The following is a 24,519-nucleotide window of genomic DNA, read 5'->3' as shown; positions in this document are numbered from 1 at the left end:
GCGGAGGGAACGCCACCGTCAAAGCGTCGCCGTCAGAACGTCCCTGCCAGAACGCCACCGTCAGGACAACGCTGTCAGGACGCCGCCGTCAGGACGCGGCGCGTTCCTTCACGCCCCGCGCGTGGAGAGGGTCAGGCGCGTGGAGAAGGTCAGGCGCGGGCGCTGCCCAGGGCGAGCGGATCCCTGGGCGCCCCGGCCCTGGCCTTCTCCATCTCCTCACCGATCTCCTGGAGCCTCTTGCGCCCCATGGCCTCCCGCACCTCGGGGAACCACTCCTCTTCCTCCTCCTTGACGTGGTGGCGGACGTTCTCGATCAGCACCGTGACCTTGGCGTCGAACCGCTCGTCCTGGGGGTCGAGCCCGGCCAGCTCGGAGAGCATCCAGACCACCACGTGGTGCTCCTCGACGCTCTCCAGGACGTGGTCGGAGGTCTCGGGAACGCCCTCGCGGGCGGCCGGGTAGAAGATCCGCTCCTCGATGTGGGCGTGGACGGTGAGCTCCTCGATGATCTGGTCGACGAGGTCCCGCTTCTTCTTGTACGCCCGCTCGCCCGCGTTCTCGAACTCCTTGAACAGCTTCTCGACGGTCTTGTGGTCGTCCTTCAGCAGAACAATCGCGTCCATTTTTCTCCTTTTATTACGACATGTCCGGCGCGTCAGGGGTTGAGGAGGACCTTGATGGCCCCGTCCCCCTTCTTCTGGAAGATCTCGTAACCGTGCGGAGCCCGGTCGGGGGGCAGCCGCCTACCGTGCCAGGTGAGAGCTTTCACGACCTCCTCCTCGGGGAGATGTCAGCGCAGCCGGGGCAGGACCTCCGCGGCGTAGAAGTCGAAGAAGGCGTCCTGCTCCTGGCCGATCTGACTGATGTAGACCTCGTCGAAGCCCGCGTCCACGTACTCCCTGATCGCCTGGACGTGCACCTCGGGATCGGGACCGCAGGGGGCGGCGATCTCGTCCTCGGTCACCATCTCGGCGAGCTCCTCGAAGTGGCGGGGCAGCGGCAGCAGTTGCATGGCCTCACCCTGAATGCCCTCGGTCGGCCAGATCCGGTGCGCGGTCCTGCGGCCGGTGGCCTCGTCGGCGGCGTAGCAGACCTTCAGCCCGCCCTGGGAGGGTTTGCCGGCGCCGCCGGACTTGTGGAACCTCTCCACCAACTCGGCGTTCGGGGCGGTGCAGATGTAGCCGTCGGCGATCCGACCGGCCAGCTGCACGGCTTTGTCCCCGAAGGCGGACATGTAGATGGGCGGCGGCTCGTCGGGAAGGGTGTACAGCCGGGCGGTGTCGACCCGGTAGTGGGTGCCCCGGTGGGTCACCAGCTTCCCGCTCCACAGCTGCCGCATGAGCTCGACCGCCTCCTCGAGCATCTCCAGCCGCTCGGCGGCCGGGGGCCAGCGCGAGTCGACGATGTGCTCGTTGAGTGCCTCACCGGTGCCGACACCGAGCCGGAACCGGCCGCCGGACAGCGCCGCGCTGGTGGCGGCGGCCTGCGCGATGATCGCCGGATGGGTGCGGACCAGCGGGCAGGTGACGGCGGTGGTGATGGGCAGCGAGGTCGCCTCGGCCACCGCCCCGATCACCGACCAGACGAACGGGCTCTGGCCCTGCACGTCCAGCCACGGGTGGAAGTGGTCGGATATCCACAGACCTTCGAAGCCCGCGCGCTCGGCGAGTTTGGCCTGCCGTACGAGCTCCGCCGGGCCGTGTTCCTCACTCGACAAGAAATACCCGAACTTGGTCATTTCCCCTCCCCGATCGCCTGGGCTGCGGCGACGTCTCCCTTACCCCGTCCGCGAAGGCCAAACAGGGACGGTGCCGGGGAGGCGTCTCGCGCGCGGCCTTCCCGGGAAGGCGGCACGGCCCGGCCGGGGCGGGGGGCGGGTTCAGGCGCGGCCTACGGCAGCGGAGTGACGCGCGGGTCGTCGCCGCCGTACCCGAGCCGCGAGGTGACGTCGATGACGCCTTCGAGCCGGTGGATCGCCTCGACGAGCTGGACGGCCTGTGCTCGGTGTTCCACCTCGCCGTCGAGCGTCACCACGCCGTTCTCGACGCCGACGGCCACCCCGGAGCGGGGGGCGGTCAGGTCGCGGGCGACGGCTTCGGCCTCGGCCCGCAGCTCTGCCTCGGGGCGGTCGAGGACACGCGGCAGGTCCGCCCGGTGCAGGATGCCCGCGATGCGGCCGGTGACCGGGTCGATCACCGGCAACTGCTGGATCCTCCTGTCGCGCATGAGCCGCGCCGCGTCCCGGGCGGGCATGCCCGGGGTGACGGTGACCGCGGGCGAGGTCATCAGATCCCTGGCCGCGACCGCCGCGGCCTTCTCGTGCTCGCGTCGGCGAGCGGCGCCCCCGAAGACAGTGCTCTCAAAGACGGCGCTCTCGAAGGCAGCACTTTCGAAAACAGCGCTTTCGAAGACGGAGGCGCTGTGGCGTACCGTGTCGCTCTCCGTGAGCGGCAGGTCGTCGAGCGACAGGTCGTCCTGGGAGACCACCCCGACCGGGCGGCGGTCCGCGTCGACGACCGTCACCGCGCCCACGGCGAAGCGCCTCATCACGGCCACGATGTCGGCGAAGCCCGCGTCCTGCCGCACGGCGATGGCGGTGCGACCCATCACGTCGCTCACGGTGATCGGCATCTTCTTCCCCTCGATTCCCGCCGGTCCTTCGGGCGTTCGTATGGGCGTTGTCATGAGCGGACGACCGCGACGGCGCAGTGCGCGTGGCGCAGGACGCCCCGGCTGACCGAGCCCAGCAGCAGCGAGCCCAGGGCGCCCCGGCCGTGGGAGCCGACGACGAGCAGGTCGGTACCGGTGGAGGCCTCGGCGAGCGCCTCGACCGGGTGCGCGCACCGGACGTCCTCGATGAGGCCCACCTCGGGATACCGCTGCCGCCAGGAGGCGAGCCGGTCGGCCGCCACGGCGTACTGGGCGATGCGGATCTCATCCATGTCGTAGTCGATCTCCGGGGCGAAGGCGTGCACGGGCAGTTGCCAGGCGTAGAGGGCGCGCAGTGTGCAGCCGCGATACCTGGCCTGCTCGAAGGCGTAGGCGAGGGCGGGTTCGCAGGCGTCGGAGTCGTCGACGCCGACCGTGATCTCGCCGTACGACGGCGCCTGACCGGGGCGGACCACGACGACCGGGCAGGGCGCGTGCCCGGCGACGTGCGTGCTGACCGAACCGATGACGGCTCCGGCGAGGCCGCCGAGGCCCCGGCTGCCGATGACGATCTCCGCGGCGTCCCGTGCCTGGTCGCGCAGCACCACCGGGGGCGGGCCCTCGACCAGGGCGGTGCTCACCTCGACGGTGGGCCGGCGGGAGCGTACCGTCGCCTCGGCCTCGGCCAGCACCGTGCGGGCGGCCCTGGTCATCGCGTCCTCCTCCTCGTCCAGGACGGCGAAGCGGGGGATGTCGTTCGGCCAGCGATGCACGGCGGTGACGATGCGCAGCGGCAGGCCGGTGCGGGCGGCGTCGTCGGCGGCCCATCCGACCGCGGCGTTCGCGCCGATGGAGCCGTCGGTCCCGGCGACGATCAGAGCGGACATGGCTGTTCTCCTTTCCTCTCCCATCAGATCTCCGCCGGACGTCCCGGTCCCAGGGCCACAGGTCCCGATCTCACCGCGTGAGGACAGGGTCTTTCGTCCCTCACCGGGGACCGGCCCGCCCCCGGTACCCGGCCCAGCACGATCGGGCCGCAAGGGGGAGCCCGCGGGTCGCGCCGCCGGATCGGGAGCGGCGGATCCTGGAGCCGATCGGCGAGGGTCTGACCAACCGGCGGGTCGGCGAGCGGATGTTCTCGGCCGGGAACCGTGCGGCGGCGTACCCGGGCCGGGGCCATGGCCACCCGCCCAAGGGCAGATCGTCGGCGATGAAAGGGACTTTCGCCCCTAACACCCCGCGGAACGGCCGGGCACCCTGGAGGGCATGAAGCTCGACTCGGCAGGCCTGCAGATCCTCTCCCGCCAGGAGTGCGTCGCGCTCCTGGTCTCGGCCTCGATCGGGCGCATCGTGTTCACCGACCGGGCCCTGCCCGCCGTGCAACCGGTCAACTTCGTCCTCGACGACGAGGACATCGTGATCCGTACGGGCCTCGGCTCCAAACTCGCCGCCGCGGCCAGCGACGCGATCGTCGCCTTCGAGGCCGACGAGTTCGACCACAGCACCCGCACCGGCTGGTCGGTCACCGCCGTCGGGCCCGCGCGGGCCGTCCGCGAACCGGGTGAGATCGAACGCCTGTCCACCCTTCCCCTGCACCCCTGGGCGCCGGGCGACCACGGCCACTACATCGTGGTCCGCGCCGAGCAGATCACCGGCCGGCGCCTCTCCCGGCGGCACGACGCGCGGGAGAACTGACACCCGCCCCGGGAGACCCTCGGCCCGGGGCCGGACCTTCGCCCCTTTCCCGGCACCGGGTCCCCGCACGATCATGGAGGGGATATCGGCCACCGGAAGGGCAGACACGATGAGCATCATGGAAATGATCGAACAGGCGAAGGACACCGTTTCGATCAGGCGGGTCTTCGGCGAGCCCATCGTCCAGGACGGCATGACGATCATCCCCGTCGCCAGGGTCGCCGGTGGTGGCGGTGGCGGCGGCGGGAACCGGGAGGGCGAGCGTCCCTCGGAGGGGACGGGGGGCGGGTTCGGCTTCGGCGTCACCGCCACCGGGGTGTTCGTCATCAGGGACTCCGAGGTCCGCTGGCAACCCGTGGTGGACGTCAACCGGATCGTCCTCGGCGGACAGCTCGTCCTCGTCGCCGCCCTGCTGACGGTGCGTTCCATAGCGCGTGCCCGCGCCAGGGCGGCGACGAGGCGGTAGCGGCCGGGGCGGCGCGCCGGACATCCCGCGCCGCCCCCGCCGCCCGCTGTCCGGTCGGCCCACCCGCCCGGGACGGGCCTTGACCGGAGGCGCCTTCCGCAAGTTTTGTGATCTTGAAATTTAGTGGAACGCTATCTGAAATCCCTAGACAGTAGGAGAAAACAAGCAATAGCCTCAATTTCACTTTCTATGTGATCTTGCCATGGCAAGTCGAGGACGGCGACGGCTCCCATCGGTAGTTCGGCAGGTGGAGATGCTCGAAGGGGATGTGAACGCTCAGGCGGGGGTCGGCGACATGGCGCGCCAGATCGTCGGCGCCCGGCTCCGGCAGCTACGGCTCCAGTGCAACCTGACCGCCGCCGAGGCCGGCAAGGCCATCCGCGCCAGCGAGTCGAAGATCAGCCGGATGGAGACCGGGCAGCGGGGCTTCCGCAGGAACGACCTGCGCGACCTTTTCACCCTGTACGGGATCACCGATCCGTACCAGCGGGAGATGCTGCTGTCGGTGGCGTTCGGCGAGCGCAAACCGGGCTGGTGGGACAGCGAGGAGCTCCCGCTGGACGCGGCGGTGGTGATGCGCCTGGAACAGACCGCCGACCTCATCCGTACCTACCAGCCGTTCGTCATCCCGCCGCTCCTGCAGACCCCGGAGTACGCGGCCGCGGCCTACCGGATGAGCCGGTACCCGACCCCGACCCCGCACGTCGAGAAGAGCGTGGAGCAGCTGCTGCGCCGCCAGAAGGTGCTCTCCGGCGCCGACCGGCCCGTGCTGTGGGCCGTGATCGAGGAGCCCGTGCTGTGGCGGCCGATCGCGGGCGTCGACGCGCAGATCCGCCAGCTCATCGCGCTGACCGCCTCCGCCCAGATGAAGGGCGTCAGCATCCAGGTGAACCCGATGGGCTCACGGTTCATGCCCGGTTACGGGCCTTTCACGATCTTCCGCAGCGGTCACGGCCGGCCCCAGATGGTCGCCGTGCACGGCGAGAGGGACGAGGTCGCCGAACGGTCCCTTCGCGAGGAGCACGCCATCACCTTCGACCGGCTCTCGATCGCGGCCCGCGAGCGTGGCGACACGATGGCGCTCCTCATGAGGATCTGTGACCGCCTCCACGTAATGGACGACCGCCCACTTTCAGAGAAAGGCACCCGGTGACCCATCCCAGTGACGCGTCGCAGGCGAGTGCGGCCCGTATGTACGACGTCATGCTCGGCGGCGAGGAGAACTTCGCGGCGGACCGGGAGGCCGTCAAGATGCTGGTGGCCCACTTCCCGACGGTCCCCGACGCGTGCCGGGCCAACCGCGGGTTCCTGCTGCGATCCGCCAGGGCGATGGCAGAGGCCGGTATCGACCAGTTCCTGGACATCGGCTGCGGCCTGCCCACTCCCCCGAATCTCCACCAGGTCGTGCGCGGGATCCACCCGGAGGCCCGCGTCGTGTACGTCGACAACGACCTGACGGTCGTCACGCACAACCAGTCGACGGTGGACAACTCCGGCGTGCTGACGATCCACGGGGACCTGCGCCGGCCGCAGGAGATCCTCGACCATCCCCGGGTGCGGGCCACGCTCGACTTCACCAGGCCGATCGGCGTGTTCACGGTCGCGGTGTGGCACTTCATCGTCGGGGACGGCGAGGACGCTGGAAACGGCGGGGGCACGGCGCGCGACCTCATGGCCCGGCTGCGTGACGCCCTCGCGCCGGGCAGCTACCTGGGGCTCACCCACGCCTGCTCCGACACGATGCCGGAGGACGAGGCGTCCGCCGGGCTGGCGGTGTACGGGCAGACCCGCAACCCGGTACGGCTCCGCACCATGCGCGAGGTCGGCGAACTGTTCGAGGGGTTCGAGCTCCTCGAACCCGGGCTCGTCCTGGCGGCGGACTGGCGCCCCGCCGCCGACGATCCGTTCCCCGAGCACGCGTTCGAGGTCGTCGCCGGTCTCGGCAGGATCCCGCCGCGCTGAGGAGGACGGCCCGTGCCGGGCGACCGGCAGGGGCCGAACTCCCACGGTTGGATCATCCGCAGTAGGGGTCACCGGCCGAGGCGGTTGTGAACCTGATGGGCACGGTGAACCCCAGTTGGGCCTTGACCACGAAGCAGCCGCCCTTGGCGTGGGCCTCGATCAGGCGCTTCTTGGCCTTGTTGTAGGGGAAGAGCAGCGCCGCCGAGCACGCGAGCCCGACCACGCGGTTGGGGATGCGGAGGCAGATGATGTCGGCCGTCGGTCCGGCGAGCCAGCCGGCCCGGTCGGCGGCCTTCTTCATCGCGGCCGTCGTGGCGGGAGAGAAGGAGAACGAGCAACTCGTTCCCGAGCACCTGCCTCCTCCGGCTGAGGCGGACGCGGCCTGGGCGGGCGCGGTGGAAAGGACGGCCGCCAGCAGCGCGGTGGACAGGAGAGCGGCGGTGAGCGGGTAGGTACGACGCATGGAAGGACTCCAGGAAGCGGAAGGTTCGGTCGAGGCCCACGGTGCGGACGCGCCGGCCTGTCCGGCCAGCAGACCGGACGCCTTCCTGGTGAATGGTTTCATCCGGCCTGGTCAGGCCCTGGCCGCCGCCGATTCCACGGTGTCCGGCGGCGCCGGACGGCTCACGGGCACGTCGCCGTGTACGGCTCACCCTCGGGCAGGAATTCCCGCCACTCCTTCGGCGTCAGCGACCGGCCGGCCACCGCGCACACCCGCCGGTAGGGGTCGGAGGCCAGCCGCAGCGGCCACCGCTTGGCGGTGCCGTCGCGAGCCACGGCCAGCAGGGTGGTGCCCTCCGGGGCGAACGCCATGTTCACCGGCTCTTCGGTGGAGCCGACGGGCGGCGCGACCGCGATCTGGCGCCGCGACCGGACGTCCCACAGGCGCAGGGAGCCGTCGCCTTCGCCTGTCGCCAGGTAGGCGCCGTCCCGGCTGAGGGTCATGGCCGTGACGGAGGCGGGGCTGGGGAAGGGGTTGCCGATCTGCGCCCAGTCGCTGACGCGCAGCACCCTGATGAGACCTCCGGTGTCGGCGCCGTTGGTCTCCGCCGCGATGACCGCCTTGCCGTCGGGGGTGAAGGTCATGGCGTAGACATCGAAGTCCAGAGCCGGCGAGGCCGAGACCTGCCGCAGGGTCGTCGTGCCGCGCAGCGTGAGATTGGCCCCCGCCGTCGCGATCACGCTGTCGTCGGGGCTGATCGCGATGGCGCTGATCGAGTCTGGGAGGTGGTCGATCGTGCTCACCTGGCGGCGGGCCACCAGGTCCATGACCCTGAGCCGGTTGCCGTCGCTGGTCATGCCGCCATCCTCGCCGGAGAGGAAACGACCGGCGCTGATCACCAGAAGGCGGCCGTCACGGCCCAGGACGACGCTGCTGGAGAAGGAGCCGCCCGGCCCGAGGTCGAGCGGGTCGCCGTCCGGTCGCCCGGTGGCCGCGTCCAGGAGGCGGACGGAACCCCGTGAGGGACCGTGCGGGCGTGTCGTCCCCATCTGGAGGGCCATGGCGCGGCCGTCGCCGCTGATCGCGGCCGTGCTGATGAACCGGCCGGCGGCGAGCGCGGGCGCGGGTCCGGGTACCTGGGCCCAGATCGTGGTGTCCCAGACGCGGGCATTGCGCTCGGTGGCGGTGGTCATCAGATGGGCGCCGTCGGCGGAGTAGGCCAGGTCGGAGACGAAGGTGTTGTGCCCGCGCAGAACGGCCCCCGTCGGCCGGCGGGTGCGGGCGTCGAGGAACCGGACGACGCCGTCACCGCCGCCGATCGCGACGGTCCGGCCATCGGGGCTGTAGGTCATCGAATAGACCGACGTGCCGACGCGCACCGGGACACCGATCTTGCGGTGGGTGGTGAGGTCCCACTGCTGAACCAGGCCGCTGTCCTCCCCAAAGTTGTCGTTGGAGGTGGTGACCGTCCGGCCGTCCGGGCTGAACGCCAGCTCACCGGCCACGATCGGGGGTCCGTACGGCCGGCGGGTGGCCAGGTCCCAGACCTGCCAGCTCGAGGTGTCGCTGAAGCGGTCCGTCCGGACGGCCAGGGCCGAGCCTCCGGGACCGAAGAGGGTCCAGGCGTCATCGCCCTCGCGCAGCGGTCCGAAGACGGGGCCGAGCCGGCGCCAGGTCCTGGTGTCCCAGCGCTGGACGATCTGGTTCTCGTCGGCCGTGCTCAGCGTCGCGCCGTCCCGGCTGAAGGCGATGGCGCTCAGACTGCCCCGGTGGCCGGTCAGCGGCGAGGTGAGCGGCCTGCCGGTGGCGGCGTCCCTGATCAGGACGACGCCGTCATGCTCCTCATCCCCGTCGCCCGAGGCGATGACGGCGCCGTCCGGGCTGAACACGACGGGGTAGACACCGGACCGGTGTCCGGTCAGCGGCGCCCCCTTGGAGCGCCCGGTGATGTCCCACAGACGCATCGTCCCGCTCATGTCTCCCGTCGCGACGGTCTTACCGTCCGGGCCGACGGCGACCGCGCTGATGTCGGCGGACGGACTGTTCAGCACGGCCTCCAGCGGGGTGGCCAGCGCCGCCAGCATGCCGTACCTGGCCTCCTCGGTGGGCGTGTAGTGCCAGGCCGTCGCGGCGAGCAGGCCGGCCACGATCGGGTCGGCCGTGCGCATCACGTCGCTGCGCGCCGTCAGCAGCCGTGACACGGCCTCGCGGCGCTGCGTCTCGGCCCGGTCGGCCGTGCGCATCGCCAGCGCCCCGGTGACCGACGCCGCCAAGGCCAGGACGCTCACCAGGACCAGCGCGGCCCGAGCCAGCCGCCGCCCGCGCACGACCGCGCGCCTGGCCTGGGCGGCGGCCTCCTGCGAGGCGGTCAGAAAGGCGTGGGCCAGGGAGTCGTCGGCCGGACGCGCCCACGAGGCCGCGCTGTAGGCGTCGCGCGCCATCTGCAGCCGGTTGCCGGTGTACAGGTAGGCCGTGTCGCGCCCGCCCTCCTGCCAGGCGGCCGCGTCGGCGTCCAGACGCTGCAGTACCACCAGGTCGGCGCGGTCCTCCTCGATCCAGGTCCGCAACCTCGGCCAGCCGCGGATCAGCGCCTCGTGGGCGATCTGCACGCTCTGGGCATCGACACTCAGTAGCCGGGCCCGCGTCAGGTGCTCCAGCACCTGCCGCAGGCGCGGATCAGCGGGCAGGCCGGTGAGCGGCATCCGCCGCGCGGTGTCGGCGGCGTCGACGCCCACGTGGACCAGCCGTGTCAGCAGGCGGCGAGCCGTCTGGCGGGCAACCGGGTCCAGGCCGTTGACGGTGGCGTCCGCGCTCTGGGCCAGCGACCGGATGATGCCCCCCGAAACCCGGTACCCGGCCAACGTCAGATCCGTCCCCTCGCGGTGCGCCCACGTCTCACGCAGCGCGTGAGACAGCAGCGGCAGCACGCCCACGGCGTCGGCGTGGTCGCGATCACTGCGCAGGTCCTCCAGCAGCAGCTCGGCGAGGCCGTCCTGTAGGGTCAGGCCGGCCAGCCGCGCGGGGCCCGTGATGACCTCCAGCAGGTTCTCCCGCGTCATCGGGGTGACGACCACCGGGCGCTCGACCGCGGGGACGAGGGCCGAGTACTGGGCGCAGTGGCCCAGGAAGTCGGCTCGCACCCCGAGAACGACCACCGGCGGACCGCCCGCGCCGGTCCCCAGCGCTGTGACGAACTCGACGAACGCGCCACGGTGGCCTTCCTCTCCGGCGGTGAACACCTCCTCGAACTGGTCGATGACGACGGCCCTGTTCGACCACCGCGTCCTGAGGATCTCGGCCAGCCGGTCGGGGCCGGCCTCGTCGCCGGTCCTAGCCAGGTCGCGGAGGGTTCGCAGCGGTTCGGCGCCCGGGGTGAAGACGACCGGGGCGGTGGCGGCGTCACGGGTGAGCGCGGGTACCAGACCGGCCCGCAGCAGGGAGGACTTGCCCGAGCCTGACGGGCCCATCACGATCAGCAGGCCGCCGGCGCCGGTGATCCGGTCCAGCAGCGCGGCCGTCAGCGCGTCGCGGCCGAAGAAATAGGCGGCGTCGGCGGGGCCGAAGACCTCCAACCCCCGGTAGGGCGACGGCGGTTCCGCCGTACGGACGACTCGGGGGACGGAGCGGGTCGGCTCGCGCTCCTCGATCTGATCGCTCAGTGCCCGGTACGCCTGGTCCCACGCCTCCCGGTCACCGAGCCCATCGGGCAGTACGCGCCCGGTCTCGGCGGCCACCCGGATACAGGTGTCGACGAACACCTCGAAGTTGTGCCGCTCAGGTCGCACGGGCCTGCTCTGGCTGATCATCCCGTCGACCGTGCTGCGCGGCAGCCGGATCGGATCCTGACCCCCGCGGCGGCGAGGCGTACGGGCGCTGGCGATCGTCAAAGCGCGCACCGAGAGTCCCGAGGCGTCCTTCAACGCCCGTAATCGCCGGGCGAACCGCGCCCTGGCCTCCTCCATGCCGCGATCGTAGAACAGGCGCCCTCGGCCGTCCGACGGCTCCGGACATTTGTCAGGAGGAGGACATCTCTCCCCCGTCGAGCAACCGGCGCACTAGTCCTTTCGCGGTTCGAGTGTCTCGGCCGCGGCCTCCAGCGCGCTCAGGTGTTCGTCGACCGAGCTCAGTCCCGCCTTCATGGTGTTGACGGCGAGGTGGGTGGCACCGGCCTCCCGCCACCGGCGGGCCAGATCGCCTGTCTCCTCCGCGTCGCCCGTCCAGCTCACCCGGCCCTCCATGCCGAGCGCGGAGGGGTCGCGTCCCGCCTGTACGGCGGCCTCCTCGATCGTGGCCCTGGCCTCGTCCAGCGCCGGGCCCAAGGGCACCTGCGGGAACCAGCCGTCGGCCAGCCGCCCGATACGCCGGTACGCCGGGGGCGACTGCGCGCCGAACCAGACGGGGATCGGCCGCTGCACCGGCAGCGGCGCGAGCCCCGCCCCGGTCACCCGGTCGTAGGTGCCCTCGAAGGTGACCGACCGCTCGGTCCACAACCGGCGCATCAACTCCACCTGCTCCTCGACGCGTCTGCCCCGGGTGCCGAAGTCCTGGCCGAGGGCCTCGTACTCGACCTGGTTCCACCCCAGCCCGACGCCCAGCCGCAACCGCCCGCCACTGAGCAGGTCGGCCTCCGCCGCCTGCTTGGCCACCAGGACCGTCTGCCGCTGGGGCAGGATGACGATCGCGGAGACCAGCTCCAGCGAGGTCAGCGCGGCGAGATACCCGAAGAGGACCATCGGTTCGTGAAACGTCGACTCGATGTCGTAAACCCCCTTCCAGCCCCGGTGAACCTCCGGGTCGGCACCGACGACGTGGTCGTAGACCATCAGATGCCGGAAGCCGAGCTCCTCGGCACCCTGCGCGTAGGCGCGCACCGCGCCCGCGTCCGCGCCGATCTCGGTCTGGGGAAAGACAACACCGATCCGCATCCATGGCTCCCGTCGACGGCCGGACGAACTCACCGACCATCATTCCGCGCACCACACCGCTCAATCGCGCGCGGCGCCGCGGCGTCCCAGCCGGAGGGAAAGATCTACATCTGGAACGGCGCGGGGCGGCACTCGCTTTTGGCGCCACCGTCCGGCGGGCCTCGCGGGCGCTCCTCCCCGCGCGCTCACGCCTCCCCGGCGCCGATGACCGACAGCAACAGGGTAAGGCCGTCGTCGATCCGGTCGAGCGGGACGGCGCCGTAGCCGACGACCAGGCCGGGACGGGTCGGGCGCACCGCGAAGTCGGACCCTAGGCTGAGCCTCATGGACATTCTCGAACTCGGCCGGCGGGCGAGTGACGCCCGGCGGCTCGTCGCCCACCTCGGACGTGACCCGCGGCGGACGCCGTGACGGGCTTCGTCGCGATCGGCGACAGCTTCACCGAGGGGGTCGGCGACCCGCTTCCCGACGGCACGTTCCGGGGGTGGGCGGACCTCGTGGCGGCGGAGCTCTGCTCACCGGACTTCGGCTACGCGAACCTGGCCGTCCGGGGGCGCAGGTTCGACGACGTCGTCACGCGGCAGGTCGAGGCGGCGATCGCGATGGGCCCGTCACTCGTCAGTTTCTCCGGGGGCGGCAACGACGCGCTGTGGCGTGGTTTCGACCTGGCCGCGATGCGCGACCGCTTCGACCGGGCGGTCGCCCGGCTGCGCGCGTCGGGCGCGGACGTGCTGCTCTTCCGCTTCCCCGACATGAGCGCGCGTCTCCCGCTGCCCCGGGTGCTGCGGCCCCGCATCGTCGCGATGAACGACCTGGTCACGGAGGTGGCCGAGCGGCACGGCGCCTACCTGGTCGACCTGTTCGACGACCGGGCGCTCGACGGCCACGAACTGTGGAGCGCCGATCGCCTGCACCTCAACCCGCTGGGCCACCGCCGGGTCGCCGACCAGGTCCTGGCGACGCTCGGCCGCGCGGCCCCTCTCCCTACCCCGTCCCCTTCCGGCCCGCCCGGGACCGGACCGGCGCTGCTCGCCGACCTGCGCTGGGCCTCGGCGTACCTCGCCCCCTGGCTGCGCCGCCGCCTGACGGGCCGCTCGTCGGGTGACGGGATCCTCCCCAAGCGTCCGGTCATGACGAGCGGCTTCGAGTCGCCGTCCGGCCCGCCCCCGGACCGGCGGCCCGGCTGAGCGACCCGGCTGAGCGGCCCGCCGGGGCCGCGCACGATCGGCCGGGGATGGCGTGAGGCCGGGGATGGCGTGACCCGGTGGGATGCGGAGTTCTGGGCCCGCTTGGTGACCACGCCGGAGCCGCCCCGCGTGGCGGCTTCGGCGGTGGATCGGCGGTCGTCAGGCCGCCGGACGGTAGTCCAGGACGATGGCGCCGGAGCTGAAAGCCGCGGTGCCGGCCAGCTTCCAGGAGGAGGTGTTGACGCCGTCGGGGAAGAGCCGCCGGCCGGAGCCGACCACGACCGGGTGCAGGAAGAGCTTCAGCTCGTCGATGAGGTTGTGCTCGATCAGGTAGGTGACCAGCTCGCCGCTGCCGTAGATCAGCAGGTCGCCGCCCTGCTCGGCCTTGAGCCTGGCGACCTCCTCGGCGACGTCCCCCTGGATCACGGTGGCGTTCCACTCGGCGTCCCGCAGGGTGGTCGAGGCGACGTACTTGGGCAGGCCGTTCATCTGCTCCGCCCCCGGGGTGCCCTCCATCTTCGGCCAGGCCTGTGACATGCCGTCGTAGGTCTTGCGTCCCAGCAGCAGCGCCCGGCTGGCGTGCAACTGGCCGCTCTGGAACCTGGCGTGCTCGTCGTTCCAGTACGGGCCGGTCCAGGCGGGCTCCTCCACGACGCCGTCCATCGAGATGTAGATGACCGCGACGACCTTGCTCATGATCTGCTCCTAAGGGTGGCGGGCCCCTCGGCCCGCTCTTTCGATGTGCCCTCAGCGTGGCGGAACCGGTTTACGGATTGTTTACGGCTTCCCGCGGGACGGGCGGGCCGGTCACGCCAGGTCCCAGAGCAGGCGGTAGTAGTCGACGCGCTCCGGGTCCGGGACGATCCCGTACGCGTCGTACACGAGGCCGTCGTAGCCGGGGCCGTAGTTCTCGTCCATGCTCCACGCCGCGACCGCGAGGTCGGCCCATCGGTCGGCCACTCCGAGCGAGCCCAGGTCGACGTGCGCGGCGAACGTACCGTCGTCGTGCAGCAGGGTGTTGGGGACGCACACGTCCCCGTGGCAGACGACGAGCCGGTCGACGGCGGGCGGCTCGCCGATGCGTGCCCGGGCCTCCGCGAGCCCCAGGTGCCGGTGCTCGGGGAACCAGTCGGCCGGTCCCTCGCCGTCGGCGATACGTTCGTCGGCACGCGCGAGCCGCCGCTCGACGCTCCAGTCGTACGGGCACCGGTCCACGGGCAGGGCGTCGTGGAACAGGCGCAGCCCCCGGCCGATCGCGGCCGCAGCGGTCGCCGGGGCGTCGCTCCACCGGGGATCCACCGCCGACAGGCCGGGCACCGCCTCCGTGACCAGCCACGCGCCGTCGGCGTCCGTACCGTGGTCGAGGACCCGCGGGACGGTCACCCATCGCCGCGCCCACTCCAGGCGCTCCGCCTCTCCCGGGAGGTCGATCTCCGGGGTGCCGGTGGCGACCCACTTGGCGTATCTGGTGCCGCCGCGCCCGTCTTCGAGGCGGAACGTCAGGCCGCCCAGCTCGTTGCGCCACACCGGGGTGACGGTGTCGCCCGCGGCGAGCGCCGTGACGACGCCGGGGACGGTGACGGGGCCGGTCGGGATCTCGGAGATGACAGGTCGGCTCATGAGGATCCGATCCTTCAGGGAGACGGCGCCGGTGACAAACGGTTTTCCGGCCGGAGGGCCTGGTGGCCACGGGTTGATCACATGGGCTCGATGCCGCCACAGCCGGGAAGGGTCGGTTCCATGCTGAAACGACATAGACTTGCCTCGTGGACGTCCTCGGAGCCTGGCGCGCGTTCGTCAACGTGAGCGAGCGGGGGAGCTTCACGGAGGGCGCGGCGGCCACGCGCGTGCCGCAGTCGGTCGCCAGCCGCCGGATCGCCGCCCTGGAGAGGCATCTCGGGGAACGGTTGTTCGACCGGTCGTCGCGCGGGGCGATGCTCACGCGGTTCGGCCGCGACATGCTTCCGTCGGCGAGGCGTCTCGTCCGCCTGGCCGACGACATGGAGCACGAGGCGGAACGGGCCAAGCTCAGCCCCCTTCGCCTCGCCGTTCCCGACATCTGCGCCGTCCGCGACCTCGCGCGCCTCGACGCGGAGGCCCGAGGGAACGGCATCTACCTCGACTTCCATGCCGCCGCACCGGCCGAACGGGCGGAACTCGTCCGATCTCGCGAGGTCCGCGCCGCCCTCACGGCCGTACCGCCCGGTGACGCGACCTGGTCCGTACGGCTCGGCCTCGCCGGCGCCGCGGACCTGCCGGTGGCGACCGTCTACGTCGAGACCCTCCGGCCCGGCCGTGCCGCGCGGTCGTCGCGCAGGAGCCGGATCTGGATCCAGCCCGAGGACGACGTCCCCCACATCCGCGACCGGATGTTCCGGATCCGGGACGCCGTCGGGCTCCAGCCCACGCAGGTCGGCGTCTCGGCCACGCTCACCGCCGCCACGGCGGAGGTCCTCGGCTCGGCGGATCTCCTCCTGTGCTCGGCCGGGCAGGCCGAGGAACTGGGGCTGCACTGGCGCCCGACCGGCGAGATCCAGCTCGTCCGCGGCTTCGAGGTGTCGGCCGCCGCCGGGGACGACGCGGAGCGCATCCGGACCCGGCTGTGGCACGCGATCGCCCGCTGCCTCGGCGCGCGCGAGCGGGAGGGAGGGGCGCCATCAGAGTCGAGAGCCTGATCCGCGACCTCCGGCGGACGCTCGACGACGCCGGGCTGCGCGGATCGTTCCTGGTACGAGACCTGCACTCCGGGGAGGAGATCGGCATCGAGCCGGACCTCGAGTTCCCGATCGCCTCGCTCGTCAAGATTCCGCTCGCCATCGCGACGCTCGAACGCATCCGGAGGGGTGAGCTCGACGGCTCCACGCAGATCCTCGTGCGACCGGGCGGGATCACCACTCCGGGGCCGACCGGGCTGAGTAAGTTCCGGCACCCGGCCAGGATCGCCGTCGACGACCTGCTCTACCTCAGTACCGCCGTGAGCGACGGCACCGCGGCGGACGCGCTGTTCGCCCTCACCCCGCCCGCCGAGGTCGCGGCGCTGCTGCACGGGCTGGGGCTGCGAGGCGTCACGGTCCGCCACACCATCCGGGAACTCGTCGAGACCCCGGCGGAACGCCTCGACCAGGCCGACGCCCACCTCGCCTACTTCCTCGCCATCGAGGCGGGAACGGCCGGGCGGGGACATCGGGTCCCGCAGCTCGACGTGACGCGCGCGAACTCGGGATCCGCGCGAGCGTTCGTCGACCTTCTGCGGGCGCTGTGGACGCCGTCCGCGATCGACGCGGGCGTCGCCGAGCGTGTACGCGCCCTCATGGCCGACAACGTCCTGCGGCATCGGCTGGCGCCCGATTTCAGCTCCGACGCGTCGAAGTGGTCCTCCAAGACGGGGACGCTTCTCAACCTCCGCCACGAGGTCGGCGTCGTCGAGCACGCCGACGGCCAGGTCTTCGGCGTCGCCGTCCTCACCGAGTCCCGCGTGCCGGCCAGCAGCCAGCCCGAAGCCGAGGCGCTCATGGCACAGGTCGCGCGTACCCTCCGTGATCGGCTGCGCCACCTGTGACCGGCCCTCCGCGAGCCTGCACCGACTCACCGACTCGAGGAAGCCCTGCTTCCGCCGAGGACCGTGCGGTTTCCCGGCGACGCGAAACCGCCCCGGCGGATCCCGCCGGGGCGGTGACGTCCCGGCCCCTCAGACTCGGCCCCTCGGACTCTGAAGGGTCCTCGGTTCACCCGCCGGCCGTCCCGGCCGCGACGGGTCCGGGCGAGCTCGGCGCCCGCGTGGTTTCCCCGTCCGGGCCCGGCTGGGAACGTTCCCAGCCGGGAGGACGCTCGACCGGGGTGAGGTCGCACAGCGCGGCGACGGTGTCGAGAGGGACGTCCTCGGCGACGGCGCGCACCAGCAGGGTCTCCATCCCGCGCAGCAGCGCGTGGACCGTGGTCCGGGGCAGGTAGGCGGTGTCGGCCAGCAGGTGGAGCTCGCAGGTGTGCCTGGCCTGGCCGGTGATGAACTGGACCGTGGTGGCGTCCACGTGCTCCCAGGAACCCGCCGGGGAGAACGTGGTCCGCTCGGTGAGCGCGGCGATCGCGGCGGGGTCTCCCGGCGGCTCCACCGCGGGCAGGTCGGGCCAGTCGCCGCCGCCTCGCGTGTCGTTGAAGTAGGCCGACAGGTCGATGGGGCCGCCTCGTTCGCGGCCGAGCTCCTCGCGCATCGCCATCAGCCTCAGTGGTTCGTAGAGCGCGTGGCGATAGGCGGTCAGCGCCTGCCGGTGCCCCAGCCGGGTGGCCTCGGCCAGAGTCCCCTCCGGCACATCCAACGCGAAGATCCCGTCCTGGGCGGCCGGGCCCACCAGCCCGCCGATCCGCGCGTCGTGCCGGTTGGCCGCGATCAGCTGCATCACCACCCGCCGATGCCCGGTCAACACCGACAACAACACCGCACCCGCCGTGGTCAGCACACTCGCCGAACTCACCCGCCAGCGCGCCGCCAGCACCTCCGTCGCCACCCCCAACGCCACCGAGTCCATCCGCACCCGGATGAACCTCGGCTCCTCCATCGGAGCGGGCGGATAGTCGAACATCGAACGCGGCACCCGCTCCAGCACTCCCCGCCAATGCCGAAACGCCCGCTCCCCCCGCTCGACCCCCGGCCCCTCCCGCTCGAAAAGCGCCTGATCCATCGGCTGCCACACCGGATCAGGCCCCTCGACCCCCGCCAGCAGATCACGCCAGTCGGCCGCCAGCAGATCCAGCGCACCCCCATCGACCGCCAGATGCGACAACCCGAACGCCACCGCCCGAGGCCGGCCCCCCACCATCACCACCGCACACCGCACCGGCAACTCCACCGCGTAATCGAACACCTCCGCCGCCAACCCCACGGCCACCTCCCGCGCCAACCCCATCGGCCGAACACCCCCGTCCCCCTCCACTACCTCCACCACCAACCGCCCGGCCCGCGCCACATGCTGCGTCATGCCCTCAGGCCCTTGCCGGAAATTCGTCCGCAACGTCTCGTGCCGCTCCACCAGCCGCCGCACCGCCCCCAACACCGCACCAAGATCACGCCTGCCGTACACCGGCAACGTCCAGGGCATGTTGAAGTAGGGATCATCGTCGCCCCGCCACGTCGTCAACCGCCAGATCGACGACTGCCCCCAGGTGAGCGGGGCCTCCCCGCCCCGGGCACCGGCGAACTCCACGACGACCGTACGCCGCGATACCTCGGCCGGCGGGCGCACCCGCGACACCGGGGCCGGATCGTCGATCTCGGCATGGAACGTTTCACGATCAGTTCGCGGAAAGGCCGCGTCGTCGGAATTCACGCCACAAGGCTGATCTTCCCGAACCACGGTGTCAACAGGTGTTTCGGCAGCCGGACCCGCCGTCGCGCCCCCTCGGCATCCGGGCAGGTCATCCCCGCTCTCCGGCCCCGGCCGCGCCGTCGAAAGGCCCGCCGCCCGTGCCGGTGCGGCGAGCCCTGGACGGCCGGGGTCATCGGGAGCGGACCCGCCTCACCGGGTCCGCGACTCGATGCCGTCCAGCAGGTAGCCCAGCCCGGTGACGAACACCGGATCCCAGGCGTTGCCGATCGGGGCCCCGTGCGCGGCGAGAGTCGGATACCGCTCGACGTGGGATCGCACCCGCAGCTCGGCGGCCCGTCTCCACCCCGCCTCGCCGTACGCGGCCCCGGCGACCTGCATCGTCGCGGAGCCGATGACGTAGTTGGCCAGGGCGTAGGCGGCGGCGGTCAGCTCCGGCCCGGTGAAACCCGCCCCCGCCAGCGCGGCGTGCAGGTATTCGGTACGGGCCAGGACGTTGGGGCCCAGCAGGGGCCGGTCCAGCACCGTCACCGACCACGGGTGGCGCAGCATGGTGGCCCGCCACTCGGTGATCAGGGCGGTGACGTCGTCGCGCCACGCGCCGCGCGGCCCCGGCGGGACGGGCACCTCGCCGAACACGGCGTCGAGCGCGAGGTCCAGCACGTCGTCCTTGGTCTCGACATGCAGGTAGAGCGTGGTGGCGGCGGTCCCCAGCCGCTCGGCGAGCCGGCGCATCGTCAGCCGGTCGGCCCCCTCCTCGTCCAGCAGTTCCACGGCCGCCCCCACGATCCGCCCGAGGGTGACGACCGGCTCGGCCCGGCCCTCGCGTGGGGCTCGCAGCCACACCCCCGGCGCCTCCGCACCGCTCTGGCGCCGCGTTCTCCTGCCCGGCGTAGCGCTCACGACTCTCCGATCCCTGCCTCTCCCACTCCGGGGATCCTAATGCCTTGATAAGCGTACCGATCAATGTTCATAGTGTATGACCAATGTTCTAGCTGCGGTTCCTTCGCTCTACGCTGAGGATCGCCACCTTCGAGGAGACTCCATCGTGGGACATGTCGAGGCCGACGAGCTCACCTACGTGCTGCCGGACGGGCGGCTGCTGCTCAACGAGGTGTCCTTCCGCGTCGGCGACGGTGTCATCGCGGCGCTGGTCGGCCCGAACGGCGCGGGCAAGACCACCCTGATAAGGCTGATCGCCGGTGACCTCCGCCCCTCCTCCGGGCGGATCACCTCGTCCGGCGGGCTCGGCGTGATGCGCCAGTTCATCGGGGGTCTTCGCGGGGGCCAGACGGTTCGCGAGCTGCTGCTGTCGGTGGCCCCGGACCGGGTGCGCGCCGCGACCGCCGAGCTGGAGCGGGCCGAGCGCGCGATGGGCGAGCGCGACCTGGAGGAGACCCAGCTCGCCTACGCCCGCGCCCTCGCCGACTACGCCGACGCGGGCGGCTACGACATCGAGGTCACCTGGAGCGCCTGCACCACCTCGGCCATGGGCGCCGGCTACGAGCAGGTGGCGGACCGCGACGTCGGCACGCTGTCGGGCGGGGAGCAGAAACGGCTCGCGCTGGAGGCGCTGCTGCGCGGCCCCGACCAGGTCCTGCTGCTGGACGAACCAGACAACTACCTGGACGTCTCCGGCAAGCAGTGGCTGGAGGAACAGCTGGGGGCCACCCGGAAAACCGTCCTGCTCGTCTCCCACGACCGTCAGCTGATCGCCAACACGGCCACCCGCGTCATCACCGTGGAGTCACGCGGGGTGTGGACTCACGGCGGGAACTTCGCCACCTACGTCCAGGCCCGCCTCGACCGCAACGAGCGCCTGCACGAGCGCCGCCGCCGCTGGGACGAGGAGCACGCCCGCCTCAGGCGGCTGGTCCACACCCTGCGCCAGAAGGCGACCAACAACGACTCCGTCGCCTCCGCCTACCGGGCCGCCCAGACCCGGCTGGGCAGGTTCGAGGAGGCGGGCCCGCCCGAGAGCGCGCCCAAGGAGCAGAACGTCCGGATGCGCCTGCGCGGCGGCCGTACCGGCAAGCGGGCGCTCACCTGCACCCGCCTGGAGCTGACCGGCCTGACGGAGCCGTTCGACGTCGAGATCCACTACGGGGAGCGGGTGGCGATCCTCGGCCCGAACGGTTCCGGCAAGTCCCACTTCCTGCGGCTGCTGGCCGGATCGGGGGGCGGCGCGATCCCCCCGGCGTCCGCGCCGGTACGCCACCGGGGCACCGCGGACCTCGGGGCCAGGGTCGTGCCCGGCTACTTCGTCCAGACGCACGCCCGGCCCGACCTGGCCGGGCGGACTCCCGCCGACATCGTCACGGCCGCCGGGTCGCTGACGCTCAACGACGCCATGGCCGCCCTCGCCCGCTACGAGCTCGCCCCCGCCGGTCGGCAGTCCTTCGAGACGCTCTCCGGGGGGCAACAGGCACGCCTGCAGATCCTGCTGCTCGAACTGTCCGGAGCCACCCTGCTGCTGCTCGACGAGCCGACCGACAACCTCGACCTGGCCAGCGCGCAGGCCCTCCAGGACGGCCTCGCCTCCTTCTCCGGCACCGTGCTCGCCGTCACCCACGACCGGTGGTTCGCCGCCGACTTCGACCGTTTCCTGATCTTCGGTGCCGACGGGGAGGTCCAGGAGTCCGGCGAGCCCCTCTGGCAGCCGGACCGGGCCCACCGCGCACGGTGACGGCCCGGAGACGACGGCGGGCGATGTTCGCGCGGGCTCGGGTACGGGTTCGGGCTCGCGGACGGGGTCGCGGGCGGGGTCCGATTCGTACAAGACGACCGGGCCGGGTGTCCGCCAGCATGGGGCACCATGAGTGACAGCATCCTTGACACCGCTCGGGCCTTCATCCTCCGCGAGGGGCGCCTGCTCGAACGCCGCCTGTTCGCCACCCTTTTCGAGGCGGCACCCGCCGGTGGGGTGGTGGACGCCCTGCGCGGCTATCGGAACGAGGACGGCGGCTTCGGCCACGGCCTCGAACCCGACAAGCGTTGCCCCGACAGCCTGCCCATCGACGTGGAGGTCGCTTTCCAGACGTTCCAGACATTGCTGACGGCCGGTGTGCCCGCGACCGACCCGATGGTGCCGCGCGCGTGTGACTGGCTGGCGACGGTCGCCGCGCCCGACGGGGCGGTGCCCCTGTCCCTGCCGGTGATGGAGGCCTATCCGAGGGCCGTGCACTGGTCGGACTGGACCTACGTGCCGGGGCTGAACCCCACCGCCGGGCTGGCCGGGCTGCTGCACGGGATGGGGGTGGAGCATCCGTGGCTCACCCGGGCCACCGACTGGTGCTGGTCGGCGCTGGAGAAGGGCTTCCCCGAGGACGCGCACGCCATGTCCGAGACGCTCCTCTTCCTCGAACACGTCCCGGACCGCGACCGGGCCGAACGCCTCGCCGAGCGGGTGGGTGAGTGGCTCCCCCAGCTGAAGTGGTACCGGAGCGACCCCGCGGACCCGGAGTACGGGGTCACCCCGCTGCACCTCGCCCCCCACCCCGGCAGCCGCTGGCGCCGGTTGTTCGCCGACGACGTGATCGAGGGCCACCTCGACCGGCTCGCGGCCGACCAGCAGGCGGACGGAGGATGGGCCATCAACTGGGAGCCTCCCGGCGCGGCCGCCACCCTGGAGTACCGAGGGGTCGAGACCCTACGGGCCCTCCGGGTGCTCGGCGCCTACCGGAGGGTCCCGTCGAGCTGACGGGACTCCGTGTCATGGCGGCCCCTTTCCGGTACGAGGACGGGGACCGCGACGAGCGGTTCCCCGGTGTACGGCGCGGCGGGGGCCTCGACGATCCGGTCGCCGACGTGGTGGATGACGCCCAGGTCGTGCGGACGAAACTCCTATCTGGGTTCGTCGCCGGGGAAGGCGGGCGGGAGGAGGATGCCGTTGTTGGCGCTGAGGCCGCCGTCGACGGGGATGGTGACGCCGGTGCCCAGCGCCGTACCGCGCACGTTGACGGCGAGGATCCGGTCGAACCGGTCGATGGCGCCCGGCGGCTCCAGCTGCCCGGCGCCGCCGATCCCGGCGTTGAGCACGACCGCGTCCAGCCGCCCGAACTCGCGGACGGTGAGAAATGCCGGCACAATTCTCGCCATTCGATTCCGAATGGAGCACCCCTATCAACCCCCAGGGGTGGTTAATCAAGGAAAGCCGGGAGATCGACCCGGCTGGAAACGCCGAGCTTCCGGTAAATATGCGTCAGGTGCTGCTCGACCGTGCTCACCGTGATGTAAAGCTTTCCGGAGATCTGCCGGTTCGTATATCCCTGGGACGCCAGGGTGGCGACCCTGCGTTCGGCGTCGCTGAGGTCCGCGTCACCGGGGCTCACCGGCACGGGGCTCTTGGGAGGACCCGGCAGGCTCCGCGAGAGCGCGTCGGTCAGCGACTCGGCGCCGCAGAAGTTCGCGATGTGGCGGGCTCTGCGCTGGACGGCCCTGGCCCGGTGGGACTCACCGAGCCGGGAGTGGGCGCAGCCGAGTTCCACGAGCGCGAGGGCCAGCTCGAACCGGTCCTGGGAGGCCTGCAGGATCTCCACCGCCTCCTCCAGGACGGCCGGGCGCGCCTCGACCGCGAGCGTCGCCGCCCGCAGGCGCGTCGCGACGCCCCTGGTACGGGTCATGGCGGGCCCCAGGGCGGCCAGCTGGTCGTCGACGAGTGTCCTCGCCTCCCTGATCCGGCCCAGGTCCAGGCACGCGCGGGCGGCGCCGAGACGCCAGGCGACGATCCCCGGCAGGTCGACGCCCCAGCGCCCCATGAGGTCGCCGCAGGTCCTGAAGTCGGCGAGGGCGGCCTCGGCGGCACCGGTCGCCAGCCGGTAGCCGCCGCGCGCGAACAGGTAGTGCAGCCCGACGGGCGTCTCGAACATGGCCTCGGGGACCGGTACGGCCAGGTAGCGGGCGGCGCCCTCGTACTTGCCCATGCCGACCTTCGCGATCACCATGGCGGCGAGGGGGAAGCCGAGGGCCACGCCCCACGCGGCCGCCGGCATGTGGGTGAGCGCCGTGTGGGCGCACCGTTCCGCCTCCAGGAGCCGGCCCTGGCGGACCGCGGTCTCGGCCCGTATCGCCGCGAGCATCCCCTGCCAGCTCGGGGCGCAGTGGGCCGTGGTCTGTTCGAGCAGCGGCTCGCACCACCGCCGGGCCAGGTCCGCCCGGTCGGCGTAGACCAGGGTGACGAGCGCGGCGGTGAGCGAGTCCAGCGCCGTGTCCCCCATGGGGCACAGCCGCAGGACCTGCTCGGCGCGGGTGACGGCCCTCTGCCCCTCGTGCCCGGCCAGGAAGGCCGACAGCACCCGCACCCCCTCCAGGCCGGTGGCCACCTCGACGATCCGGTCCGCGCCGTGGTCCGCCCCCGCCGGGCGGACCCGCAGGCCCGGATACCAGCAGGAGATCCAGTCGATCACGTCGCGGAACGGCCCCTCGGCCTCCGTACCCCGGCGGGCGGGGTCGCCGAGTTCCCGCAGCGTCCGCACGGCCTGGTCCACGCGGCCCCGCCAGAGCAGCCGCCGCACCGAGCTCGGCGTTCCGGCCTCTGCGGCGGAGGACCTTTCCCGAAGCCACCGGCCGAACAGGTCCACGACCCGCGCCGATGTCTTCTCGTCGAGCCCCGCGTCGTCGAAGACCTGCCTGAGTAGTTCCAGGGAGGCGGCGAGCGGAACGGCGGAGAATCGCGGTAATTCACGAACCGCCGCTTTCTCCGCGTCGCTTTTCCGGTGCGGCGCGTCCGTCGGCCGATCGATTTCGACCTGGGCACCCATCAATTCCATACGACTCTCCGCCGGGAAAAGAAGCAGCGGTCATCGATGCGATTTTCGCATCCCCCACCGGCCGCAAAGAATCAACGCCTTCCGTTCGGCTCAGCCGTCACCGTCGT

The 24,519-nt window shown here is 72.0% G+C and carries 23 protein-coding genes; 9 read left to right on the top strand and 14 right to left on the bottom strand.

The genetic code is table 11. From position 1 onward, the window contains the following. Positions 1-149: 149 nt before the first annotated feature. The 4 genes from ABD817_RS30065 to ABD817_RS30050 form a co-directional block, all read right to left on the bottom strand. On the bottom strand, positions 150-623 hold the full coding sequence (locus ABD817_RS30065) for a hemerythrin domain-containing protein (protein WP_344921599.1): 474 nt from the start codon (positions 621-623) through the stop codon (positions 150-152). Between the two features lie 167 nt (positions 624-790). Further along, the gene (locus ABD817_RS30060) at positions 791-1,738 is read right to left on the bottom strand and encodes a TIGR03557 family F420-dependent LLM class oxidoreductase (protein ID WP_344921598.1); all 948 of its coding nucleotides are present in this window, start codon (positions 1,736-1,738) and stop codon (positions 791-793) included. A gap of 152 nt (positions 1,739-1,890) precedes the next feature. Next, positions 1,891-2,631, bottom strand: a complete 741-nt coding sequence (locus ABD817_RS30055) for a CBS domain-containing protein (RefSeq protein WP_344921597.1) — start codon at positions 2,629-2,631, stop codon at positions 1,891-1,893. A 50-nt stretch (positions 2,632-2,681) separates the two neighbouring features. Further along, entirely contained in the window at positions 2,682-3,536 is an 855-nt protein-coding gene (locus tag ABD817_RS30050; protein WP_344921596.1) for a universal stress protein, read from the bottom strand. Positions 3,537-3,915: 379 nt separating this feature from the next. Between ABD817_RS30050 and ABD817_RS30045 the strand changes: the two genes are divergently transcribed. The 4 genes from ABD817_RS30045 (at position 3,916) to ABD817_RS30030 (ending at position 6,772) form a co-directional block, all read left to right on the top strand. Then, on the top strand, positions 3,916-4,344 hold the full coding sequence (locus ABD817_RS30045; RefSeq protein ID WP_344921595.1) for a pyridoxamine 5'-phosphate oxidase family protein: 429 nt from the start codon (positions 3,916-3,918) through the stop codon (positions 4,342-4,344). 118 nt (positions 4,345-4,462) lie between these two features. Beyond that, a complete protein-coding gene (locus tag ABD817_RS30040) occupies positions 4,463-4,810 on the top strand; it encodes a spore germination protein GerW family protein (RefSeq protein WP_344921594.1) in 348 nt (115 codons plus the stop codon). A 253-nt stretch (positions 4,811-5,063) separates the two neighbouring features. Beyond that, the gene (locus tag ABD817_RS30035; RefSeq protein ID WP_344921593.1) at positions 5,064-5,963 is read left to right on the top strand and encodes a helix-turn-helix domain-containing protein; all 900 of its coding nucleotides are present in this window, start codon (positions 5,064-5,066) and stop codon (positions 5,961-5,963) included. Further along, the gene (locus ABD817_RS30030; RefSeq protein WP_344921592.1) at positions 5,960-6,772 is read left to right on the top strand and encodes an SAM-dependent methyltransferase; all 813 of its coding nucleotides are present in this window, start codon (positions 5,960-5,962) and stop codon (positions 6,770-6,772) included. The genes ABD817_RS30035 and ABD817_RS30030 overlap by 4 nt, the downstream gene beginning before the upstream one ends. A gap of 52 nt (positions 6,773-6,824) precedes the next feature. Here ABD817_RS30030 and ABD817_RS30025 read toward each other — a convergent pair whose 3' ends face one another. The 4 genes from ABD817_RS30025 to ABD817_RS30010 form a co-directional block, all read right to left on the bottom strand. Next, positions 6,825-7,235, bottom strand: coding sequence for a hypothetical protein (locus tag ABD817_RS30025; protein WP_344921591.1), 411 nt, complete (start codon positions 7,233-7,235; stop codon positions 6,825-6,827). Between the two features lie 161 nt (positions 7,236-7,396). After that, entirely contained in the window at positions 7,397-11,176 is a 3,780-nt protein-coding gene (locus ABD817_RS30020; RefSeq protein ID WP_344921590.1) for an nSTAND1 domain-containing NTPase, read from the bottom strand. Positions 11,177-11,269: 93 nt separating this feature from the next. Continuing rightward, the gene (locus tag ABD817_RS30015) at positions 11,270-12,139 is read right to left on the bottom strand and encodes an LLM class F420-dependent oxidoreductase (RefSeq protein ID WP_344921589.1); all 870 of its coding nucleotides are present in this window, start codon (positions 12,137-12,139) and stop codon (positions 11,270-11,272) included. A gap of 185 nt (positions 12,140-12,324) precedes the next feature. Then, complete coding sequence (locus tag ABD817_RS30010; RefSeq protein WP_344921588.1) at positions 12,325-12,465, bottom strand: hypothetical protein; 141 nt, start codon at positions 12,463-12,465, stop codon at positions 12,325-12,327. 81 nt (positions 12,466-12,546) lie between these two features. Here ABD817_RS30010 and ABD817_RS30005 point away from each other — a divergent pair, with 81 nt between their 5' ends. Continuing rightward, on the top strand, positions 12,547-13,326 hold the full coding sequence (locus ABD817_RS30005; protein WP_344921587.1) for an SGNH/GDSL hydrolase family protein: 780 nt from the start codon (positions 12,547-12,549) through the stop codon (positions 13,324-13,326). A 159-nt stretch (positions 13,327-13,485) separates the two neighbouring features. On the opposite strand, the gene ABD817_RS30000 is transcribed toward ABD817_RS30005, so the two are convergent. Together ABD817_RS30000 and ABD817_RS29995 are read right to left on the bottom strand one after the other, a co-directional pair. Beyond that, positions 13,486-14,022, bottom strand: coding sequence for a dihydrofolate reductase family protein (locus ABD817_RS30000; RefSeq protein ID WP_344921586.1), 537 nt, complete (start codon positions 14,020-14,022; stop codon positions 13,486-13,488). A gap of 111 nt (positions 14,023-14,133) precedes the next feature. Further along, positions 14,134-14,946, bottom strand: a complete 813-nt coding sequence (locus ABD817_RS29995; RefSeq protein WP_344921585.1) for an aminoglycoside 3'-phosphotransferase — start codon at positions 14,944-14,946, stop codon at positions 14,134-14,136. Between the two features lie 146 nt (positions 14,947-15,092). On the opposite strand from ABD817_RS29995, the gene ABD817_RS29990 reads away from it, so the two are divergent. Together ABD817_RS29990 and ABD817_RS29985 are read left to right on the top strand one after the other, a co-directional pair. Then, on the top strand, positions 15,093-16,001 hold the full coding sequence (locus ABD817_RS29990) for a LysR family transcriptional regulator (RefSeq protein WP_344921584.1): 909 nt from the start codon (positions 15,093-15,095) through the stop codon (positions 15,999-16,001). Next, the gene (locus ABD817_RS29985) at positions 15,983-16,885 is read left to right on the top strand and encodes a serine hydrolase (RefSeq protein WP_344921830.1); all 903 of its coding nucleotides are present in this window, start codon (positions 15,983-15,985) and stop codon (positions 16,883-16,885) included. Before ABD817_RS29990 ends, ABD817_RS29985 begins: the two co-directional genes overlap by 19 nt. Before the next feature lie 166 nt (positions 16,886-17,051). Here ABD817_RS29985 and ABD817_RS29980 read toward each other — a convergent pair whose 3' ends face one another. Next, the gene (locus ABD817_RS29980) at positions 17,052-18,647 is read right to left on the bottom strand and encodes a condensation domain-containing protein (protein ID WP_344921583.1); all 1,596 of its coding nucleotides are present in this window, start codon (positions 18,645-18,647) and stop codon (positions 17,052-17,054) included. 189 nt (positions 18,648-18,836) lie between these two features. Next, positions 18,837-19,547, bottom strand: coding sequence for a TetR/AcrR family transcriptional regulator (locus ABD817_RS29975; protein WP_344921582.1), 711 nt, complete (start codon positions 19,545-19,547; stop codon positions 18,837-18,839). Between the two features lie 145 nt (positions 19,548-19,692). Here ABD817_RS29975 and ABD817_RS29970 point away from each other — a divergent pair, with 145 nt between their 5' ends. Both ABD817_RS29970 and ABD817_RS29965 read left to right on the top strand, forming a co-directional pair. Then, positions 19,693-21,330, top strand: coding sequence for an ABC-F family ATP-binding cassette domain-containing protein (locus tag ABD817_RS29970; RefSeq protein ID WP_344921581.1), 1,638 nt, complete (start codon positions 19,693-19,695; stop codon positions 21,328-21,330). A 129-nt stretch (positions 21,331-21,459) separates the two neighbouring features. After that, entirely contained in the window at positions 21,460-22,344 is an 885-nt protein-coding gene (locus tag ABD817_RS29965) for a hypothetical protein (RefSeq protein ID WP_344921579.1), read from the top strand. A 143-nt stretch (positions 22,345-22,487) separates the two neighbouring features. Here the strand turns inward: ABD817_RS29965 and ABD817_RS29960 are convergent, their stop codons facing one another. Both ABD817_RS29960 and ABD817_RS29955 read right to left on the bottom strand, forming a co-directional pair. Beyond that, positions 22,488-22,742: a Rossmann-fold NAD(P)-binding domain-containing protein gene (locus ABD817_RS29960; protein ID WP_344921577.1), complete on the bottom strand. Its 255-nt coding sequence runs from the start codon at positions 22,740-22,742 to the stop codon at positions 22,488-22,490. A gap of 41 nt (positions 22,743-22,783) precedes the next feature. After that, entirely contained in the window at positions 22,784-24,412 is a 1,629-nt protein-coding gene (locus ABD817_RS29955; protein ID WP_344921576.1) for a helix-turn-helix transcriptional regulator, read from the bottom strand. Positions 24,413-24,519 lie beyond the last annotated feature (107 nt).

The sequence above is a fragment of the Streptosporangium oxazolinicum genome, assembly GCF_039537505.1.
GTDB lineage: Bacteria > Actinomycetota > Actinomycetes > Streptosporangiales > Streptosporangiaceae > Streptosporangium > Streptosporangium oxazolinicum.
Note: the sequence above shows the minus strand (reverse complement) of the source record. Positions and strands in the feature narration are given on the sequence as shown.

What these genes read in the sequence shown, in the direction of transcription:
- ABD817_RS30060 (WP_344921598.1), bottom strand. Translation starts at nt 1,738, where the DNA reads ATGACCAAGTTCGGGTATTTCTTGTCGAGTGAGGAACACGGCCCGGCG.
- ABD817_RS30040 (WP_344921594.1), top strand. Translation starts at nt 4,463, where the DNA reads ATGGAAATGATCGAACAGGCGAAGGACACCGTTTCGATCAGGCGGGTC.
- ABD817_RS29995 (WP_344921585.1), bottom strand. Translation starts at nt 14,946, where the DNA reads ATGAGCCGACCTGTCATCTCCGAGATCCCGACCGGCCCCGTCACCGTC.
- ABD817_RS30035 (WP_344921593.1), top strand. Translation starts at nt 5,064, where the DNA reads ATGCTCGAAGGGGATGTGAACGCTCAGGCGGGGGTCGGCGACATGGCG.
- ABD817_RS29960 (WP_344921577.1), bottom strand. Translation starts at nt 22,742, where the DNA reads ATGGCGAGAATTGTGCCGGCATTTCTCACCGTCCGCGAGTTCGGGCGG.
- ABD817_RS29965 (WP_344921579.1), top strand. Translation starts at nt 21,460, where the DNA reads ATGAGTGACAGCATCCTTGACACCGCTCGGGCCTTCATCCTCCGCGAG.
- ABD817_RS30025 (WP_344921591.1), bottom strand. Translation starts at nt 7,235, where the DNA reads ATGCGTCGTACCTACCCGCTCACCGCCGCTCTCCTGTCCACCGCGCTG.
- ABD817_RS30050 (WP_344921596.1), bottom strand. Translation starts at nt 3,536, where the DNA reads ATGTCCGCTCTGATCGTCGCCGGGACCGACGGCTCCATCGGCGCGAAC.
- ABD817_RS30065 (WP_344921599.1), bottom strand. Translation starts at nt 623, where the DNA reads ATGGACGCGATTGTTCTGCTGAAGGACGACCACAAGACCGTCGAGAAG.
- ABD817_RS30020 (WP_344921590.1), bottom strand. Translation starts at nt 11,176, where the DNA reads ATGGAGGAGGCCAGGGCGCGGTTCGCCCGGCGATTACGGGCGTTGAAG.
- ABD817_RS30055 (WP_344921597.1), bottom strand. Translation starts at nt 2,631, where the DNA reads ATGCCGATCACCGTGAGCGACGTGATGGGTCGCACCGCCATCGCCGTG.
- ABD817_RS30045 (WP_344921595.1), top strand. Translation starts at nt 3,916, where the DNA reads ATGAAGCTCGACTCGGCAGGCCTGCAGATCCTCTCCCGCCAGGAGTGC.
- ABD817_RS30010 (WP_344921588.1), bottom strand. Translation starts at nt 12,465, where the DNA reads ATGAGGCTCAGCCTAGGGTCCGACTTCGCGGTGCGCCCGACCCGTCCC.
- ABD817_RS29955 (WP_344921576.1), bottom strand. Translation starts at nt 24,412, where the DNA reads ATGGAATTGATGGGTGCCCAGGTCGAAATCGATCGGCCGACGGACGCG.
- ABD817_RS30015 (WP_344921589.1), bottom strand. Translation starts at nt 12,139, where the DNA reads ATGCGGATCGGTGTTGTCTTTCCCCAGACCGAGATCGGCGCGGACGCG.
- ABD817_RS30000 (WP_344921586.1), bottom strand. Translation starts at nt 14,022, where the DNA reads ATGAGCAAGGTCGTCGCGGTCATCTACATCTCGATGGACGGCGTCGTG.